A 16,951-nucleotide genomic window follows, 5' to 3' on the forward strand; every position below is an offset into this window, starting at 1 on the left:
TAGCGATGGTCATGAGCAGTCCAGAGCCCAAGGACCCGTCCCTCATCAAGCAGGCGCTGCTGACGATCCGCCGCCTCGAGGCGGAGATCGCGCGCCTCAAGACGCCGGCGCCGATCGCGATTGTCGGCATGGCCTGCCGCCTGCCCGGCGCCGGTACGCCCGCGGAGCTGTGGGACAGTCTCGCCAATGGACGTGACGCAGTGACCGAGACGCCACGGGATCGCTGGGACAACGCCCGCCTCGTCGATCCGGATCCCGCCACGCCGGGGCACATGACCGCGCGCCACGGCGCGTTCTGCGCAGGCGTCGATCGCTTCGATGCCGACTTCTTCAACATCGCGCCGCGCGAAGCCCACGCCATGGATCCGCAGCAGCGTGTCCTGCTCGAAGTGAGCTGGGAGGCGCTGGAGCGCGCCAACCAGGATCCGACCGCGCTCTACGGCAGCGCCGCCGGCGTGTTCGTGGGTCTCGGCACTTTCGACTACGCAACGCTGCAGGCGGCGCCCGAGGATCGCGACCGCGTCGGGCCCTATCATGTCAGCGGCACGGTGCTCAGCGTGGCCGCCGGCCGCCTGTCCTATGCCCTCGGCCTCACCGGTCCGAGCATGACCATCGACACCGCCTGCTCGTCGTCGCTGGTCGCGATCCACCAGGCCTGCCGCAGCCTGCAGCAGAACGAATGCAGCCTCGCGCTCGCCGGCGGCGTCGGACTGATCCTCAGCCCAATCCCGAGCATCGCCTTCTCCAAGGCGCACATGCTGTCGCCGCGCGGGCGCTGCCGCACCTTCGACGCCGGCGCCGACGGCTATGTCCGTGGCGAGGGCTGCGGCGTCGTGGTGCTGAAGCGTCTCGCCGATGCCGAGGCCGACGGCGACACCATCCTCGGCATCATCAGAGGCAGCGCCGTCAACCAGGACGGCGCCAGCGGCGGCCTGACCGTGCCGAGCGGAGCGGCGCAGGAAGCCGTCATGCGCGAAGCGCTCAGCCGCGCCGGCCTCGCTGCGTCGGACGTCGCCTATGTCGAGGCTCATGGCACCGGCACCCCGCTCGGTGATCCCATCGAGCTGCGGGCGATCGGCCGTGTCTATGCCACCGAGCGCAACGAGCCGCTGCTTGTTGGATCGCTGAAGACCAATTTCGGGCATCTGGAAGCCGCGGCCGGCGTTGCCGGGCTGATGAAGACCCTTCTCAGTCTGCGGAACGGCATCGTGCCGCCGCATCTGCACTTCGAGACACCCAATCCGAACATCGACTGGGATCACTACCGGCTTGCAGTGCCGCGCAAGCCGACGCCCTTGCCGCCGGGCCGACGCGTCGCCGCCGTCAGCGCCTTCGGCTTCTCCGGCACCAACGCCCATCTCGTCATCGAGGTGCCCGTGCCCGCGGATGTGCCGGCCATTCCGGCGCCTTGCGGCGACGAGCTGCTGGTGATCTCGGCAAAGTCCGCCGCGGCGCTGCGCGAGCAGGCCGAGCAGCACGCGGGTCTGCTGGACGCATTGCCGGCGGCCGAGCTCCGCGATTATTGTGCGACAGCCGCGACCTGCCGCGGCGCGTTCGGGCATCGCCTCACGGCGATCGCATCCGAGCCCAGCGAGTTCGCGCGGCAGCTACGCGCCTTTGCACGCGGTGACGCCACCTCGCAGGCCGCTTCCGCGGTCGCTCGCAGCGTGAGTGGCGACGGCGAACGAACAACCGACCGCCACGCCGCCGCTGCGGCGTTTCTCGCGGGCCGCAGCGTCGACTGGTCGATGCTCTGGCCACGGCAGAGCTGGCGCAAGCGCGATGTCGCCACCACGGCGTTCCAGCGGCAGCGTTATTGGTTCGACCTCGCAAGCGGCACGCCCCGCTCTCCGATCGGCGCTCTCGTCCGCTCGGCCGCGCTCGACGCGACCTTGTTTCATTTCCGGCTTGGCCCTTCGCTGCAGCCGCTGCTTGACGATCACGAGGTGCAGGGCGCGATCGTTGTCGCCGGCGCCGTATGGATTGCGGCCGCCCGCGAGGCGGCCATGCGCCTCGGCGTCAGCGACCTCAGCGACATCAGGCTGCCACAGCCCCTCACGCTGCCGCGTGGCGCTGACGTGGAGGTGGAAATCGCCGTCACTGATGGCGATGCCGATGGCGGCCAGCTCAAACTGATGGGCCGTGCCGCTAATGAGTCGGCATGGCGGCGGTGCCTGACAGCGCGCTTGCAGGACGTCAGCGGGGCTGCACCCGCGAGCGATCTCGCTGCGCTCCGCGGCGCTTGCCCCGACGCGCTCGATGTCGTCGCGCTCTATGCGCGCGCCCGCCGGTTCGGGATCGCGCTCGGCCCGCGCTTTCGCCATCTGCAGCAGGTCTGGCGCGGCCGAGACCAGGCCCTGGCGCGCTGCGCGCCACTCGATCATCTCACCGCGGATGAAGCAGGTCCGCTGCATCCTGGCTTGATCGATGCGGGCTTTCAATTGCTGCTCGCGGCGCTCGGCGACGACTACAATGCGCCGATCGTCCCGGTGCGTTGCGCCGGCCTGCGATGGACGGCTGGTCCGGACCAGGCGACCGGCTGGTGGCACATGCGCCTGACGCGCCGCGATGCCGACAGCGTCACCGCCGACCTGCGCCTGCTCTCGGACACGGGCGATACGCGGCTCGTGATCGAAGGCTTCGAAGCGCGCGCCATGCCGGCCGACTGGCTGGCCCACGCGGATGCCGCGCCCGACGCCTGGTTCATCGCCGAGCATTGGCGCGCGCAGCGGCTGCACCGGCCCGCCGTCCGCAAGATCGCGGCATCGGTTGCCGCGACAGGCGAACGTCTCGCGACAACGCCGGCCTACGTCGCCTATCGCGACGGCCAACGGCTGCTCGATGAGGTCAGCCTTTGCTATGCCGCCGGCGCGCTCCATGCGCTCGGCTGGCGCCGTCACCTCGCGCTCGACGGCTCGGTGGAGACGATCGCGGTGCGCTTCGGCATTGCTTTGAACCAGCGCGCCCTGCTCGCGCGCATGCTGTCGATGTTGGCGGAGGCCGGCCTCATCGCCACGATATCCACCGGCTTTGTCGATCGGCCCGACCGGCCGCTGCCGCCGCGCGCGCCCGCCAATTTGCCCGACATCTCGATCGCCGCCGAGTGGCGGCTGCTGTCGCGTTGCGGACCCCGGCTGCACGAGGTGCTCACCGGCAAGCTCGATCCGCTCGAATTGCTGTCACCCGCCGGCGATCCGCGCCAGCTCGCTGAGCTCTATTCTGAGCCGTTGCCGACGCGCTGTATGAACACGCTGCTGAAGCAGGCGCTGGCGTCCTGGGCCGAACAGGCAGCCCCCGGTCAGATCCAGGTCCTGGAGATCGGTGCCGGGACCGGAGCGACCACGGCCGCCGTGCTCGATGCGCTGCCCAGAGATGCCACACGCTACGTGTTCACCGACATCGGCACCGTGTTCCTGACCGATGCACGCGACCGCTTCGGCGAGCAGATCGAGACGAAGCGTCTTGATATCGAAGCGGAGCCAGCGAGCCAGGGTCTCACGCTGCGAAGCTTCGACATCGTGGTCGCCGCCAACGTGCTGCATGCGACGCGAGACCTTGCCGTCACGCTCGCCCACGCGCGCCAGTTGCTGGCGCCTGGCGGTCTGCTGGTGCTCGTCGAAGCGGTGACGCCGCAGCGCTGGCTCGATCTGACCTTCGGCATGACCGACGGCTGGTGGCGCTTCGATGACGACCGGCGCAAGACCGGCCATGCTTTGCTCGACATCGCCGGCTGGGGCCGGATGCTCACACGACACGGCTTCGACGAGATCTCACCGCTGCTTGGCGCAGAGCCGTTCGGTCAGACCGTCATCCTCGCGCGCGCCGGCCATGTCGTTGCCGAAAGCGAATGGCTTCTCGTGGCCGACGAGGGAGGTGAGGCGGCACGGCTGGCGCAGGTGCTGGCCGAAGCCGGCGCGCAATGCAGCCTGCTGCAACCACCCGAGCTGCATCGCCGTGCGGCCGAAGCGACGGGCCGCGTTCACGTTGTCGACTGCACGGCGCTGGATGCGGCCGGCGCTCCCGACGTCGCAGTCGAAACCATGCGCGCGGCGATCCTCGACACGACGGCGCGCAGTCTCGCCACCTTGCAGCTTGCTGCAAGCCTGTCCTCGCCCGCGCGCGTCAGCATCCTGACCCGCGGTGCGATCGCTGCATCACCGGGCGACCAGGTCGATGGTCTGGTCGCAGCCTCGCTGCCGGGGCTGATGAAAGTGGCAGCGCTCGAGCTGCCGAATCTGGCCGCACGACTGATCGATATCGACGCCAGCACGACCAGCGCCGATCTGCTGGCCGCGCTCGATTGCGACGAGGGCGAAACGCTTCAGGCGGTCCGCAACGGGCGCCGTTTCGTGCCGCGGATTGCGCCAGCCCCGCCGAAGCGGACCGAGGGTTCGCCCGCCACACTTTCGTTCGACGGCATCCAACTGATCACCGGCGGCTATGGCGGTCTTGGCCTGGCGCTCGCGGAAGCGCTGATCGCGAAGGGCGCGCGCAACATCGCGCTGCTTGGTCGCCGCCCGCCCGATGAGACCATTGCGCGGCGTCTCGCAGGCTGGAGCGCCGCGGGAATCCAGATCCATGCGCTGGTGGCCGACGTCGCGAGCGAGCATGCAATGCAGTCGGTGCTCTCTTCATTGCCCGCCGACGTCCCCATCCGCGGCGTGTTTCACGCGGCCGGCGTGCTCGACGATGCGCTGTTGACTGAACAGTCGCCGGGGCGGCTGGCCCTGGCGTTCGATCCCAAAGTGGCCGGCGCGTTGGTGCTGCATCGGCTGTTTGCGCAGCATGACCTCGGCTGCTTCGTACTGTTCTCCTCCGCCGCATCGCTGCTCGGCTCGGCCGGACAGGCCAGCCATGCGGCCGCCAATGCCTGGCTCGATGCGCTGGCCGCCCATCGGCGTGCGCGTGGGCTTGCCGCAATCAGCATCAACTGGGGCGCCTGGTCGGAGACCGGCGTCGTGGCCGAACACGACCATCAAGGCAATCTGCAGCGCCTCGGCATCGGCGGGATCCGCACCGCGCAAGGTCTCGACGCGCTCTGGCGCATCCTGAAAGCCAATCCGGCGCAGATCGGCGTGGTGCCGCTCGACGTCGATCGCTTCCTGGAGCGCCGCCCGGCGGCGCCTCAACTCGCGGAGCTGCGCGCCGGCCGCGAGCGGCACGTTCCAGCAAAGGCTCGGACGGAGATCGCGGAGCCACGTCCTTCGGATGAGACGCTGCTTGCCAGGGTCCTGGCCGATCTCGCCCGGTCGCTCGGGCGTGATGCAGGCGATGGCATCGATCCCGACCGGCGCTTCGCGGAGCTTGGCCTGGACTCCCTGAGCGGCCTCGACCTGCGCAACCGCCTGCAGGGCCGCACCGGCATCCGCCTGCCGGCCACCGTGATCTTCGACCATCCGACACCGCGGCTGCTCGCATCGCATCTCGAAACGATGCGGGCGGATGCGCCTTCCGCCGAACCCGTTCCGGCAGGCGACACGCCAATCCTGTCCGACGGCGAGCTCGATGCCCTGTCGGAGGACGAACTCGATGCGCTGATCGACATGCTCGCTGCGGAGGGCACCGGCCGTGACTGAGAACAATGCCATCAGACTGAGCACGTCGCGGACCGGGACCGGGATGCCGGATCAGCCTTGCGGACCACAGCTCCATCTGTCCACCCGTGCCGTTCAAGCAACCGCAGAGCGGCAGACTCCGCAGCCCGCGATCCAGCCGGCCTCGACGGTGTTCTTCGACACTGTCGAGACTCTGCACGAAGCCGAGGCCAATCCGTTCGACGTGTTCTTCTATGGCGGCATGGGCACGCCCGCCGTCAGCAGGATCGAGACGGCGGTCGCCCAGCTCGAGCTCGGCGAACGCGCCATCCTGGTGTCGAGCGGCAGCGCCGCGGTGACCGCGGCCCTGATCGCCTTCGCCCGCGCCGGCCAGCATCTCCTCGTCGCCGACACCGTCGCGTCGAGCACCCGCCGGTTCTGCGAGACCGTGCTGCGCGGCCTTGGCGTCGAGATCGAGTTCTACGATCCGGCCGCCGGCGCCGACATCGCCCGGCTGCTGCGGCCGGGGACCTGCGCGGTCTATATGGAATCGCCGGGCTCGCTGTCGCTGGAGATGCAGGACGTACCCGCCATCGCGGCTGCGGCGCGATCGCACGGCGTCATCACCATTCTCGACAACAGCTGGGGCGCGTTCGGCGCGTTCCGGCCGTTCGAGCACGGTGTCGACGTGGTCGTGGTGTCGCTCGGCAAGCAGGCGGCGGGCCATGCCGACCTGATGCTCGGCGCCCTCGTCACCTCGCACCGCCATGCCGCGCGGCTGAAGGACATCGCCGTACAGCTCGGGCACGTACCCGGCGCGCTGGAATCGTATCTGGCGCTGCGCGGCCTGCGCAGCCTGCCATTGCGCGGCGAGCGCCAGCTGCGCACCACGATCGAGCTCGGCCGCTGGTTCGCCGCACGCGCGGACGTGCGCCGCGTGCTGTGCCCGGCACTGCCTGGCGCGCCGGGGCACGAGCTGTGGCGGCGCGACTGCAGGAGCGCAGCCGGACTGCTGACGATCGCCTTCGCCGCCGAGGCCCGCGACGACGTCATCGCCGCCATCAACCGCCTCGCTCTGAGCCGGCTCGGCTTCGGCTGGGGCGGCGCCGAGAGCCTCGTGCTGCCGATCCTGGAGCCGCCGCCGCGGCAGTTCGCCAAACAGCCGGCGGATGAATTCTGGGTGCGGCTCTCGACCGGCCTCGAGGAGGCTGCCGATCTGATCGCCGACTGGTCGCGCGCACTCGATGGAGACGCGTAGCGGTCACGCGCCGAGGTCGGCAAGGCTGCCGCCCTGCTCGAAATGATCGAGGAAGATGCCGCCGAGCACGCGCGTGGTGGTCATCGCCGTCAGCGAGAACACCGCGATCCCGTACAGGTTGGCGCCGGGCACCACACGACTCAGCGCCGCCGTGGTCAGGCCGCCCGCCACCACAGGCGCCGCAGCCGCCATCAGGCTGGCAACGATCGGGCGCGCCTGATCGTATTGGAACGGCACGCTGTACTCCTCGGCGAGCTTCTTCAGCATATGCAGCACGATCAGCCCGACCCCGACGGGGCCGGCGAAGGGAATCGGGATCAGCCCACCCGCGGCGGCATAGGCGGCATAGCGCTCGACGATCAGCTGGCCGCGCTGCCGGTGCGGCGGCACGACCGCCGACGACACGCCGGACACCAGCGCCGGCGCGATCACCTCGTCGACCGGGTCCGAACCGGCATCCGCAGGCGCCGCCTTGGCCTTCACGCTCTTGCCCTCGGCGACCTGCGCGTCGTCGCCATCAGCAGCGCCGGTGCCGCGCATCTCCCCCATGGTCCGGCCGACCGCCTTCGGCAGCTTGCGGCTCATGCCGCGGCCTCGTGGAGGAACAGACGATCGATCTCGTCGGCGATCGCCGCGATGTCCTGCGCCGCGCGCCCGCCCTCGTCGATCAGATCCGGCGTGGCGCCATACAGCGCGGCTTCCGGATAGGCGACGCGGTTCTGCATCTCGCTGTCGAGCAGCGGGAAGCCGGCCTTCATGATCTCCGCACGGATGTGCTTGGCGATCACGGACTCCCGCGTCGTCTGCGTCAGCAGGCAGCGGAACAGCGGCCGCCAGCCCTTGATGCCGTTGACCAGGATCGCAAGCGTGTCGAGCATGGCATCGACATCCAGCGGCGACGGCTTCACCGGAACGATCACGAGATCGGCCGCGGCCAAGGCGCCGAGCGTCGAGGGCGTGCGGAACCCCGGCGTGTCGATGATCACCAGCGCCGATTTTGCGAGCTCCTTGGCGGTGCGCCAAACGCCTTCGGTGGCATCCTCGACGACGCGCAGGCCGGCGAGCGCACGCTCCCGCTCGGCGAGCCGCACCACCGATCGCTGCGGATCGGCATCAACCAGCACCACCCTGCGCCCGGCGAGGTGCCAATGCACCGCCAGGCAGGTCGCGACCGTACTCTTGCCGCTCCCACCCTTCAGCGTGGCCAGCGTGATGATCCGATTAGTCATATCAGCTCACCCCGGGAGCCCATGCGCGTATCAGGATAGGAGCATAATGCGATGCAAGTCGATTCTGCCATAACTCCTCGGCTTGTCCAACGCGCCCCCTGCCGCTGTCCCCCGCCCCATGCATCGCCTGGCCGAAATGCGCGCCAGCGGGCAGCTTTCGCTTGACGGCGGCGGGCTGCGACGGGACTTATCCAGTCCCTCTGTCCGTCGAAGAAGTGCGTTGCCATGGCCGCCGATCCGCTCTCGATCCTCAAGACCGTGTTCGGCTATGACAGTTTCCGCGGACGGCAGCGCGACATCGTCGAGCACGTGATCGCCGGCCATAACGCCTTCGTGCTGATGCCGACCGGCGGCGGCAAGTCGTTGTGCTACCAGATTCCGGCGCTGGCGCGTCCCGGCCTCGGGCTGATCATCTCGCCGCTGATCGCGCTGATGGAGGACCAGGTCGCGGCGCTCCGGCAGGCCGGCGTGAAGGCCGCGGCGCTCAACTCGCGGCTCTGGGGCGCGGAGAAGGATCTGCTGTGGCAGGACATCGAGCGCGGCGAGCTCGACCTGCTCTACATGGCGCCGGAGACGCTGCTCAAGCCCGAGAACCTCGAGCGCCTCGAAACCGCGCAATTGTCGCTGATCGCGATCGACGAGGCGCATTGCGTTTCGCAATGGGGCCATGACTTCCGGCCCGAATACCGCGCCCTCGACTGCCTCGCCGGGCTGTTCCCCACCATACCGCGCATCGCGCTCACCGCCACGGCCGATGCGCCGACCCGCGCCGAGATCGTCGAGCATCTCGCCATCGGCGACGGCAACAGCTTCATCGCCGGCTTCGACCGGCCGAACATCCGCTATGGCGCGGCCGAGAAGGTCAACAGCATGCAGCAGATGCTGGCCTTCCTCAAATCGCGCGAGGGCGAGAGCGGTATCGTCTATTGTCTGTCGAAGCGCAAGACCGAGGAGGTCGCGGCCTCGCTCAGCGATCACGGCTTCCCGGCGCTGCCCTATCATGCCGGCATGGAGATGAAGGCGCGGGAGAAGAATCAGCGCCGCTTCCAGCTCGAGCAGGGCCTGATCATGGTTGCCACCATCGCCTTCGGCATGGGCATCGACAAGCCCGACGTGCGCTTCGTTGTTCATGCCGACCTGCCCTCCAGCATCGAGGCCTACTATCAGGAGACCGGCCGCGCCGGGCGCGACGGGCTGCCCTCCGAGACACTGATGCTGTACGGCGCCGAGGACATCGCGCTGCGCCGCCGCTTCATCGACGAGTCCGACGCGCCCGATGCGCGCAAGCGCACCGAGCGCCGCAAGCTCGACGCGCTGCTCGGCTTCGCCGAGACCTGCCAGTGCCGCCGCCAGGTGCTGCTGCGCTATTTCGGCGACGATTGCGCGCCCTGCGGCAATTGCGACATCTGCCTCGACCCGCCGGAGACCTTCGACGGCACCATCGCCGCGCAGAAGCTGTTGTCCTGCATCCACCGCACCGGAGAGCGCTTCGGCCAGGCCCACGTCATCGCGGTGCTGCTCGGCGAGAGCGACGAGCGCATCGAGCGGCTCGGCCATGACAAGCTCTCGACCTTCGGCATCGGCAAGGAGCACGACCGCAACGCCTGGCGCTCGATCGTGCGCCAGCTCGTCGCGCACGGCCTGATCAGCGTCGACGTCGCCGGCCATGGCGGCCTGTCGATCTCGCCCGAAGGCCGCCAGTTCCTGCGCGACAGGCCGCAGCTCAGCCTGCGCGTGCTGAAGAAGGCGAAGCGCGACCGCAAGGTCCGGGAGCGCCAGACCGCGACGGCGTTTCCCGACATCGACCGCGAGCTGTTCGACAAGCTGCGCGTGCGGCGGATGGAGCTCGCCAAGGCGCAGAACGTCCCGCCCTACGTCATCTTCCACGACAAGACGCTGGCCGAGATGGCGGCCCGCCATCCACGCTCCGTCGCGGAGCTCGCCAGCATCCCCGGCGCCGGCACGGTCAAGCTCGCGCGCTACGGCGAGGCCTTCGTGGCGGTCATCAACGCGCATGATGCGGGCGATTGAGACCGGCGGCACGTTCGCTGGGCGCGCGCAAGGTTCCTCTTTACCAAGTTCACGGCGGCATTCGAGGTTGCGCAGGGATGGTCATGGTCAGATGCGCCGCTGCATCGACGCGGGTTGGAGATCCTGCTCGCAGCGACAGCTCTTCTGCGCCCTCTCCCGCAAGATCTGCGAAACCATCCGCTCCGTCCCGGTCAGGCCAGTCAGGATCGTCGCACCGACCGCCATGCCTGATCTCAATCCGGTGGGCATCGCCGCCCTCGGCAGGCGGATCCTCAGCGCGATCCGGTCTTCGTTGTCCGGCGAGCCGGACGCTGCGCCGATCAGTTCGGCATCCGCAACATGTCCATACAGCCGGATGGAAGGCAGGCCCGGCACGTCGATCGTGACCGCCTGTCCGATCGCGACATAGGTGATCTCGGAGACCGCGAGGGCAGCGATGATATCGGGCTCGCCCGGCGTGACCACGGCCATCAACGACCGATCTGCCCTCACGACGTCCCCGACATGGAGACCGCCTGCGGCCACGACGCCGGCGACGGGAGCGATGACGTCGTTCAGCGCGACCGTCGCGGCGCGCTCGTCCCGGTGCTCGATCCGTGCCAGAACCTGTCCCGCAACGATCTCCTGATTGTCGGTCACGAGCAGGTCCCTGACCCGGCCGGACACCGCCGACCTGACCGGGACTTCGTTCATCCTGACATAGGCATCATCGGTGTGGACGAGATACTGGCCGACGGTCACATATTCGACCATCCATGGCAGCGCGACGAGCATTCCGATCATCAGGCCGAGCCCGGCGAGCGGCCACAGCGCACGTCCAGCGGCCCCCCTGGGTGTGGCGCGCGGGTCCGCCGGCGAACGCTCCTTATGCACAATGCCCGGCCGGGATCCGCCCGGCGCTTGCTGTCCGTCCACCGTTCGCTCCTCACGACCACGGCATCGGGCGCGTTTGCTGCCTCGGCGCCGTCCTCGTGACGTGAGGGTCGCGCCCACCGGATGCTCGTGACGCCGATGTGGCGGCTCGCAGGCCGGTTGATAATGGCGCCTGGACCGAATTGGGTCTTCAATTTCTCGAAACAATGCCCGCATCGACGGCACCGCGACGCCACCTCACAGCTCGACACGAGACGGCTCTGACGACCGCGGCGGAAGCGACCGGTGCAATCCATGATTTCCGACAGGCGTGTCGCCTTCCCTAATCGTCCGAGTGAGGCAGCATGCGAAGCAGCGTCCGGTCCCGGAAGATCCAGTGATGGATCAGCGCGGCGGCCGCATGCATTGCGGCCACGATGACAAGGGAGTGGGCGAGAATTTCATGCACTTCCTTGACGTTGTGAGCAAACGCGCGATCCTTGGGCCAGGGCGACGCGATCTCGGCGATGCCAAACAGCGGCAAGGACTCACCGCGCGCAAACTGCAACACGATGCCAATGACGGGCACGGCAAAGAGCAGCGCATAGAGAACATAGTGCGCGAAACGCGCGGCCGGATCCTGCCACTTTCCCATCCATGTGGCGAATTCGGTCGCTTCCGGCGGCGGAGATGGATCGGCCAGCCGCCAAGCCAGGCGCACCACCAGAAGCATGAGGATCGCGATCCCGGCCGTCACATGGACGAGCAGGCCGGACTCGCGCGGCGCGCCCTTGGGCAGCACGTCACCGAACACCCCAAGCGCCCAGGCGACGGCCACGAGAACGACCGTCAGCCAATGCAGCGTCTGCGGAATCGCGCCGTAGTCCCTCGTCGAGTTGAAGAGCTGCATCTCAGACCTCTGTTAATAAAAGATGCTCCTGGCGCGACCGTCCCTCGTTGATGTGGATCAAGCCCTTGCAGGTCTGGGTGCTCAGACCGGCAGGACGAGTGCCAGCTCTGCATCGGCCATGACATAGCGGACGTAGCGGTAGTCGCGGATGAAGCTGATCTTGCCGTCGCGCCAGCTCAGCCACATGAAGTAGCTGGGCTGCGGATCGCCCGGGCGTTCGAACACGGCGATCACTTCCCGGCCCTCCAGCCGGGCCGGCGCCAGCCAGACGCCGTCCATCCCGGCATAGATGCTGAAGAACATCCCGACATCGGTCGAGCCGACACGGACGGGATGAGTGGACTGGTGCAGTTTGACGTCGTGCGCCAGCAGCGCACGCAGGCCGTCCCAATCACGCCGGTTGAACAGGCTGACATAGCGTGTCACCGCATCGGAGGCGGGTCTCGCCGCCGGCCGTGCCTCGGCCACAGCGTTGATCTCGGAGAGCCGCGCCCGGGCGCGGGCGAGATGCGCCTTCACCGAGTCCACCGTCAGGCCGAGCAGCGCCGCGATGTCGGCGAGCGGCTCGTCGAGCACGTCCTTCAGAACGAGGACGCTGCGCTGAGTGATCGGAAGCTCCGCGAAGCGCGACACCGCGGTCCGCACCGCCTCCTCGCGCATCATCATCTCCATGGCATCGGGCACGGTGTCGTCGGCGACGCCGTCGGCCGCCTCCATCGGTTCGGCAGCCCGGATCACACGGCTGCGCAGCAAGTCGAGCGCCCGGTTGTGCGCGACCCGGAACAGCCAGGCGCGCAGCATCGCGACGTCGCGCATCTCGTTCACCGCGACGAGCGCTTTTGTCAGTGTGTCCTGCACGACGTCCTCGCCGTCGATCACCGAGCCCATCAGGCGCGCGCAATAGCGATGCAGCTCCGGCCGCAGCTGCTCCGCCAGGGCCACGAGCTCGGCGCTGCGCACGCCGGGCGAAGCATGTCCGCCGTCACTCAAGCTGCCGCTCCTTCCATCACCGTCACGCCGTCGTCGCCGTTCAGACCGAACACCACACCATCGGCGAAGCGCTGGTCCTCCAGCACGGAGACGACGCGATCGCCGAACGCGCGCGGCAGCATCGGCGCGCCGAAACGGGCGACGAACGCTTCCGGCGTAATGCCCATCGCGCCCGCATAGGCGCCCGCGGCCGTATCCCCCACTCCCGTGCCGAGGATCATCATGCGCGGCACGATCGCCTGGAAGCGGATGCCGAGCCTGTCGTCCTGCGACACGCCGTTGGCGTATTTCGCCATGAACCAGAGCATGCGCTTGGCGCCGCCATAGCCGCCTGACATCTGTGAACCGCCCACCGCCGCGCCGCTCGATCCGACCAGGACGCGGCTTCCTGGTTTCAGGGGGAGCTTGAGCGCCGCCTGGATCCAGTACAAGCCCGCCTTGACGTCCGTGTCCCAGGCAACCGAGAAATCCCTCCAGGTCAGCCGATCCAGCCGGTCCATGTGCGGCGTCGTTCCGGCGTTCAAGATCAGGATGTCGGGGCGGATATCGCCGACGATGCGATGCGCGGCGGCCTCGTCGGTGACGTCGGCCGCGATCGTGGCCACGCCGAGGCGGGCGGCGACGGCATTCAACGCGCCGGTTCCACGCGCGACGACGGTCACCTTGGCACCGCGATCGACGAGGGCCTCCACGACTCCCAGGCCGAGGCCGCGGCTTCCGCCGGTGACGACGATCGTCTTGTCTTTCAGGCTCATGATGATGCTCCAATGTCGAGATGACATGAAGACGATCGAGGCATCGGAAAAGAGTCAGGCGGCGAAACCAATGCGAGCCCTCTTGCGCAACCGGCCGCCCGGCTGGATGCTCCGGGTACATCGTTCATCATGGGAATCGCTTCATGTCCGTCGACACCGCCGCCGCCACCGATCGTCTGATGCGTTTTCTCGCCGTGCAGGGCGTGACTGGACAGGAAAAGGCGATCGGGCGCGAGATCATGGCGGCGCTGAAGCAGGCGGGGGTCCCGGCCAAGGCGATGCGGCTCGATGATGCCAACACCCGGATTCCGCTGCCGACCGAGACCGGCAACCTGATCGTCGAGCTGCCCGGCCGCGGCACGATGCACAACCAGCCGCGCGTCATGTTCATGACCCACATGGACACCGTGCCGCTGTGCGCCGGCGCGCAGCCGAAGATCTCCGGCCGCAAGATCGTCAATCAGGCCAGGACCGCGCTCGGCGGCGACAATCGCTGCGGCTGCGGCATTCTCGTCACCCTCGCGGCCGAGCTGATCCGCGAGAGGCTCGATCATCCGCCGATCACCCTGCTGTTCTGCGTGCGCGAGGAGAGCGGGCTCTATGGCGCGCGGCACGTCAACACCGACGACCTCGGCGGGCCCGAGATGGCGTTCAACTTCGACGGCAGCTCCGCCTCCGCCGTCACGATCGGGGCTGTCGGTGCCGACCGCTGGGAGGTCGAGATCTTCGGACGCGCCTCGCATGCCGGCGTCGCGCCTGAGCGCGGCATCAGCGCCACCATGATCCTGGCGCTCGCGCTCGCCGACGTCAAAGCCGGCGGCTGGTTCGGCAAGGTGGTGAAGGGCAAGGGCAAGGCCGCGAGGCTTGGCACCAGCAATGTCGGCCCGGTCACCGGCGGCGAAGGCCGCCCCGCGGGCGACGCCACCAACGTCGTGACCGACTACGTCCACGTCCGCGGCGAATGCCGCAGCCACGATGCCAAATTCATCCGCGAGATCACCAAGGCCTACAAGACGGCTTTCGAGAAGGCGGCCAAGCAGGTCACCAACAGCGAGGGCAAGTCCGGCCGCGTCAAGTTCAAGGCCGAGACCGACTATCATCCGTTCCGGATGAAGGAGACCCTGCCCGTCGTCAAGCGCGCCACCGCGGCCGTCGCCGACATCGGCGCCACGCCGACCTTGCGCGCCGGCAATGGCGGCCTCGACGCCAACTGGATGGTCCGCCACGGCATCCCGACCGTGACCTTCGGCACCGGCCAGAACGAGCCGCACACGACAGACGAATGGATCAACCTCGACGAATACGACCGCGCCTGCGCGCTGGCGCTGCGGCTCGCGACGATGGGCTGACACGACGCCGATGCAGGAAGCCTGCGCAACGCCGGCGCGGGACATCGTCACCACCACTTCCCTCCTTCGGGCGATCGATCTGCAGACAAGGCCGAGCGATCTCGCGGCGGCGTACGCCCGAGTTTTGCATGGAGCTGACCTCTCCTACGAAGAAGAGGCGCAGGGAAGACCGGGTATCGGCTGATACCCGCGGTCCGCGTGCAACAAGAAGCACGCGGCAGAACCACAGGTTCAGCCCAATATCCGGCCTTCCCTGCGCGACGGTTTGACAGCTTATACGAGCTCTCCCCGGGGAACGGCTGTCTTGCCCCCGTCGCCTGCGGATCATCACCGCCGGCTTGGCATCAGCACCGCGATGCCAGGACCACACGATTTCGCCGTCGCGTCGCTCCGTTCGTCGGCTCGGCTGTGACACCAGGCTGCGGAGCAACACGCCCATCGCATCTTCCGGCTCGACGCTCGTGACGATCGCGAAACGTCCCTCTTCAGCGAGCCGGGATGTCCGGAAATGTGGAGGTGATTTGCCCGACGTGACAAGGGAGAAGTCCGCGACAAACTGGCACGACGGCCAGTTGGCGCATGGAGGGCATGCGAGGATTGCCCGTCGTGCACATCGGCCGGATCCGCGCGCGTGCCGGCTGGCACACTGCGCTTGCGCCTGGCGCGACCAGACGATTCCGTTCGGCCCATGTCAGACGGCGGTAAGCTTGATGACGTTCACATCACGTGGCGCAGGTCGCATAGGCAGCTTTTGGAGCGAGGAGAGCCTTTGACTCATGACATCGGCGAGAGCCGCGTGACACTCGAGATCGCGGACAACCGGAATCTGCAGGGCTTCAAGAAAGAATTGCGGGAGGCCTTCTCGGCCGCCGTGATGGACGAGGTCGGCTCGGTCCCGGACCAATCGATCCCCTCCGACGACGACATCGAACAGTCAGTCAACGCGGCGGGCGCCGTGACATATCAAATCCTGTTGGACGGCACACCCGTCGGCGGCGCCGTCCTGACCATCGATCCAATCTCGCATCACAATTCGCTCGATCTGTTCTACATCTCGATCCGGCAGCATGGCCGCGGCATCGGGCAAAGGGCCTGGCACGCGATCGAGGCGCGCTATCCGGACACCAAGGTGTGGCAGACGTTCACGCCCTATTTCGAGAAGCGCAACATTCATTTCTATGTCAACAAATGCGGCTTCAAGATCGTCGAGTACTACAACGCCTACAACCCGCTGCCGCACCAGCCGCCGCTGCAAGGCATGCCTGACGACGGCGACTTCTTCCGCTTCGAAAAGCTCATGCAGGACGGTCGGTGAGCGGATGGAGCACGTTGGCGCTGAGCGATCGATCAGTTGTCTTGCGCACGGTATTTCGGCCGTCAACGCATGCTTTGCGTGGGGGCCGCCGGTGTTGCGGCGACCCGTCGCTTCATCCTCACGGCGCAGGCAAGCGGGCCGGTGCCCCGGCAAGCCCATCGCACGTGTCGCGCAAGCTCATCTAAACGCGCATCTGTTCATGGACGAGCGCTCGTGGTCGGGTCGTCAGCTCTTTCGCTCGAGCGTCGAGACGACTTCGTAGAGGCCAGGGTCGGCCTGGCCGAAAGCGTTGTTGCCCTGGATCAGGCCGCGCGCCATGAGGCGCTCGATGACGCGCGCTGCGGCGTCTTGATCCGCGCTTTGCGCGTAGTTCACCACGCGCGTCCCATCCAGGCTGCGATGCAGGCTCGCGGATATCCACCCGTCCACCTCTCGAGCCGCTTCGGCGGCCCTTGCGAGATGGTCGATCAGTGGCTGCTGCTGACGCCGGAGACGTAACGCCGAGGTTCCAGGAAGTCAATCCGCCGACAGGCCCACCTCCACGGCGATTCGACGACGCGCACAAGTTCGGTCGGCGACCCGGAACTCCAAAGGGCAGCAGCGGTTCTAATGCGGTGGACCCTGACATTCACTTTGGGAGCGCCGCTGGCACCTGAAGCGAAGTCGGATCCAGCACGGCAACTGATCATCCGTCTACCGGCATGCCCCGCTTCTGACAGTCGTCAACA

The 16,951-nt window shown here is 67.9% G+C and carries 12 protein-coding genes; 5 read left to right on the top strand and 7 right to left on the bottom strand.

Translation table 11 applies throughout. The annotated features are described in order from the left end of the window. Window positions 1-11: 11 nt before the first annotated feature. Together ACQR1F_RS28185 and ACQR1F_RS28190 are read left to right on the top strand one after the other, a co-directional pair. On the top strand, window positions 12-5,576 hold the full coding sequence (locus ACQR1F_RS28185; protein ID WP_434914250.1) for a type I polyketide synthase: 5,565 nt from the start codon (window positions 12-14) through the stop codon (window positions 5,574-5,576). Then, window positions 5,569-6,792 (top strand): trans-sulfuration enzyme family protein, encoded by a 1,224-nt coding sequence (locus tag ACQR1F_RS28190; RefSeq protein WP_434914251.1) that lies wholly within the window; start codon window positions 5,569-5,571, stop codon window positions 6,790-6,792. The genes ACQR1F_RS28185 and ACQR1F_RS28190 overlap by 8 nt, the downstream gene beginning before the upstream one ends. A 3-nt stretch (window positions 6,793-6,795) precedes the next feature. Here ACQR1F_RS28190 and ACQR1F_RS28195 read toward each other — a convergent pair whose 3' ends face one another. Together ACQR1F_RS28195 and ACQR1F_RS28200 are read right to left on the bottom strand one after the other, a co-directional pair. Continuing rightward, window positions 6,796-7,377, bottom strand: a complete 582-nt coding sequence (locus ACQR1F_RS28195) for a DUF697 domain-containing protein (RefSeq protein WP_434896274.1) — start codon at window positions 7,375-7,377, stop codon at window positions 6,796-6,798. Next, the gene (locus ACQR1F_RS28200; protein ID WP_434885972.1) at window positions 7,374-8,021 is read right to left on the bottom strand and encodes an AAA family ATPase; all 648 of its coding nucleotides are present in this window, start codon (window positions 8,019-8,021) and stop codon (window positions 7,374-7,376) included. Before ACQR1F_RS28200 ends, ACQR1F_RS28195 begins: the two co-directional genes overlap by 4 nt. 225 nt (window positions 8,022-8,246) lie before the next feature. On the opposite strand from ACQR1F_RS28200, the gene recQ reads away from it, so the two are divergent. Further along, window positions 8,247-10,052: a DNA helicase RecQ gene (gene recQ / locus ACQR1F_RS28205; RefSeq protein WP_434914252.1), complete on the top strand. Its 1,806-nt coding sequence runs from the start codon at window positions 8,247-8,249 to the stop codon at window positions 10,050-10,052. 87 nt (window positions 10,053-10,139) lie between these two features. Here recQ and ACQR1F_RS28210 read toward each other — a convergent pair whose 3' ends face one another. The 4 genes from ACQR1F_RS28210 to ACQR1F_RS28225 form a co-directional block, all read right to left on the bottom strand. After that, complete coding sequence (locus ACQR1F_RS28210; protein ID WP_434914253.1) at window positions 10,140-11,045, bottom strand: biotin/lipoyl-binding protein; 906 nt, start codon at window positions 11,043-11,045, stop codon at window positions 10,140-10,142. Between the two features lie 202 nt (window positions 11,046-11,247). After that, window positions 11,248-11,814 (bottom strand): cytochrome b, encoded by a 567-nt coding sequence (locus ACQR1F_RS28215; RefSeq protein ID WP_434914254.1) that lies wholly within the window; start codon window positions 11,812-11,814, stop codon window positions 11,248-11,250. 81 nt (window positions 11,815-11,895) lie between these two features. Continuing rightward, on the bottom strand, window positions 11,896-12,804 hold the full coding sequence (locus ACQR1F_RS28220; RefSeq protein WP_434914255.1) for a sigma-70 family RNA polymerase sigma factor: 909 nt from the start codon (window positions 12,802-12,804) through the stop codon (window positions 11,896-11,898). Beyond that, complete coding sequence (locus ACQR1F_RS28225; protein WP_434914256.1) at window positions 12,801-13,559, bottom strand: SDR family oxidoreductase; 759 nt, start codon at window positions 13,557-13,559, stop codon at window positions 12,801-12,803. The genes ACQR1F_RS28220 and ACQR1F_RS28225 overlap by 4 nt, the downstream gene beginning before the upstream one ends. 143 nt (window positions 13,560-13,702) lie before the next feature. On the opposite strand from ACQR1F_RS28225, the gene ACQR1F_RS28230 reads away from it, so the two are divergent. Together ACQR1F_RS28230 and ACQR1F_RS28235 are read left to right on the top strand one after the other, a co-directional pair. Further along, entirely contained in the window at window positions 13,703-14,908 is a 1,206-nt protein-coding gene (locus tag ACQR1F_RS28230; protein WP_315804982.1) for a M20/M25/M40 family metallo-hydrolase, read from the top strand. A 631-nt stretch (window positions 14,909-15,539) separates the two neighbouring features. Next, window positions 15,540-16,223 (top strand): GNAT family N-acetyltransferase, encoded by a 684-nt coding sequence (locus ACQR1F_RS28235; protein ID WP_434885219.1) that lies wholly within the window; start codon window positions 15,540-15,542, stop codon window positions 16,221-16,223. Window positions 16,224-16,448: 225 nt separating this feature from the next. On the opposite strand, the gene ACQR1F_RS28240 is transcribed toward ACQR1F_RS28235, so the two are convergent. After that, entirely contained in the window at window positions 16,449-16,601 is a 153-nt protein-coding gene (locus ACQR1F_RS28240; RefSeq protein ID WP_316182718.1) for a hypothetical protein, read from the bottom strand. Between the last annotated feature and the right edge of the window lie 350 nt (window positions 16,602-16,951).

Origin of the sequence: Bradyrhizobium sp. HKCCYLS3013 (assembly GCF_051167615.1) — a bacterium.
GTDB lineage: Bacteria > Pseudomonadota > Alphaproteobacteria > Rhizobiales > Xanthobacteraceae > Bradyrhizobium.

What these genes read in the sequence shown, in the direction of transcription:
- ACQR1F_RS28195 (WP_434896274.1), bottom strand. Translation starts at nt 7,377, where the DNA reads ATGAGCCGCAAGCTGCCGAAGGCGGTCGGCCGGACCATGGGGGAGATG.
- ACQR1F_RS28200 (WP_434885972.1), bottom strand. Translation starts at nt 8,021, where the DNA reads ATGACTAATCGGATCATCACGCTGGCCACGCTGAAGGGTGGGAGCGGC.
- ACQR1F_RS28185 (WP_434914250.1), top strand. Translation starts at nt 12, where the DNA reads ATGAGCAGTCCAGAGCCCAAGGACCCGTCCCTCATCAAGCAGGCGCTG.
- ACQR1F_RS28215 (WP_434914254.1), bottom strand. Translation starts at nt 11,814, where the DNA reads ATGCAGCTCTTCAACTCGACGAGGGACTACGGCGCGATTCCGCAGACG.
- ACQR1F_RS28230 (WP_315804982.1), top strand. Translation starts at nt 13,703, where the DNA reads ATGTCCGTCGACACCGCCGCCGCCACCGATCGTCTGATGCGTTTTCTC.
- recQ (WP_434914252.1), top strand. Translation starts at nt 8,247, where the DNA reads ATGGCCGCCGATCCGCTCTCGATCCTCAAGACCGTGTTCGGCTATGAC.
- ACQR1F_RS28225 (WP_434914256.1), bottom strand. Translation starts at nt 13,559, where the DNA reads ATGAGCCTGAAAGACAAGACGATCGTCGTCACCGGCGGAAGCCGCGGC.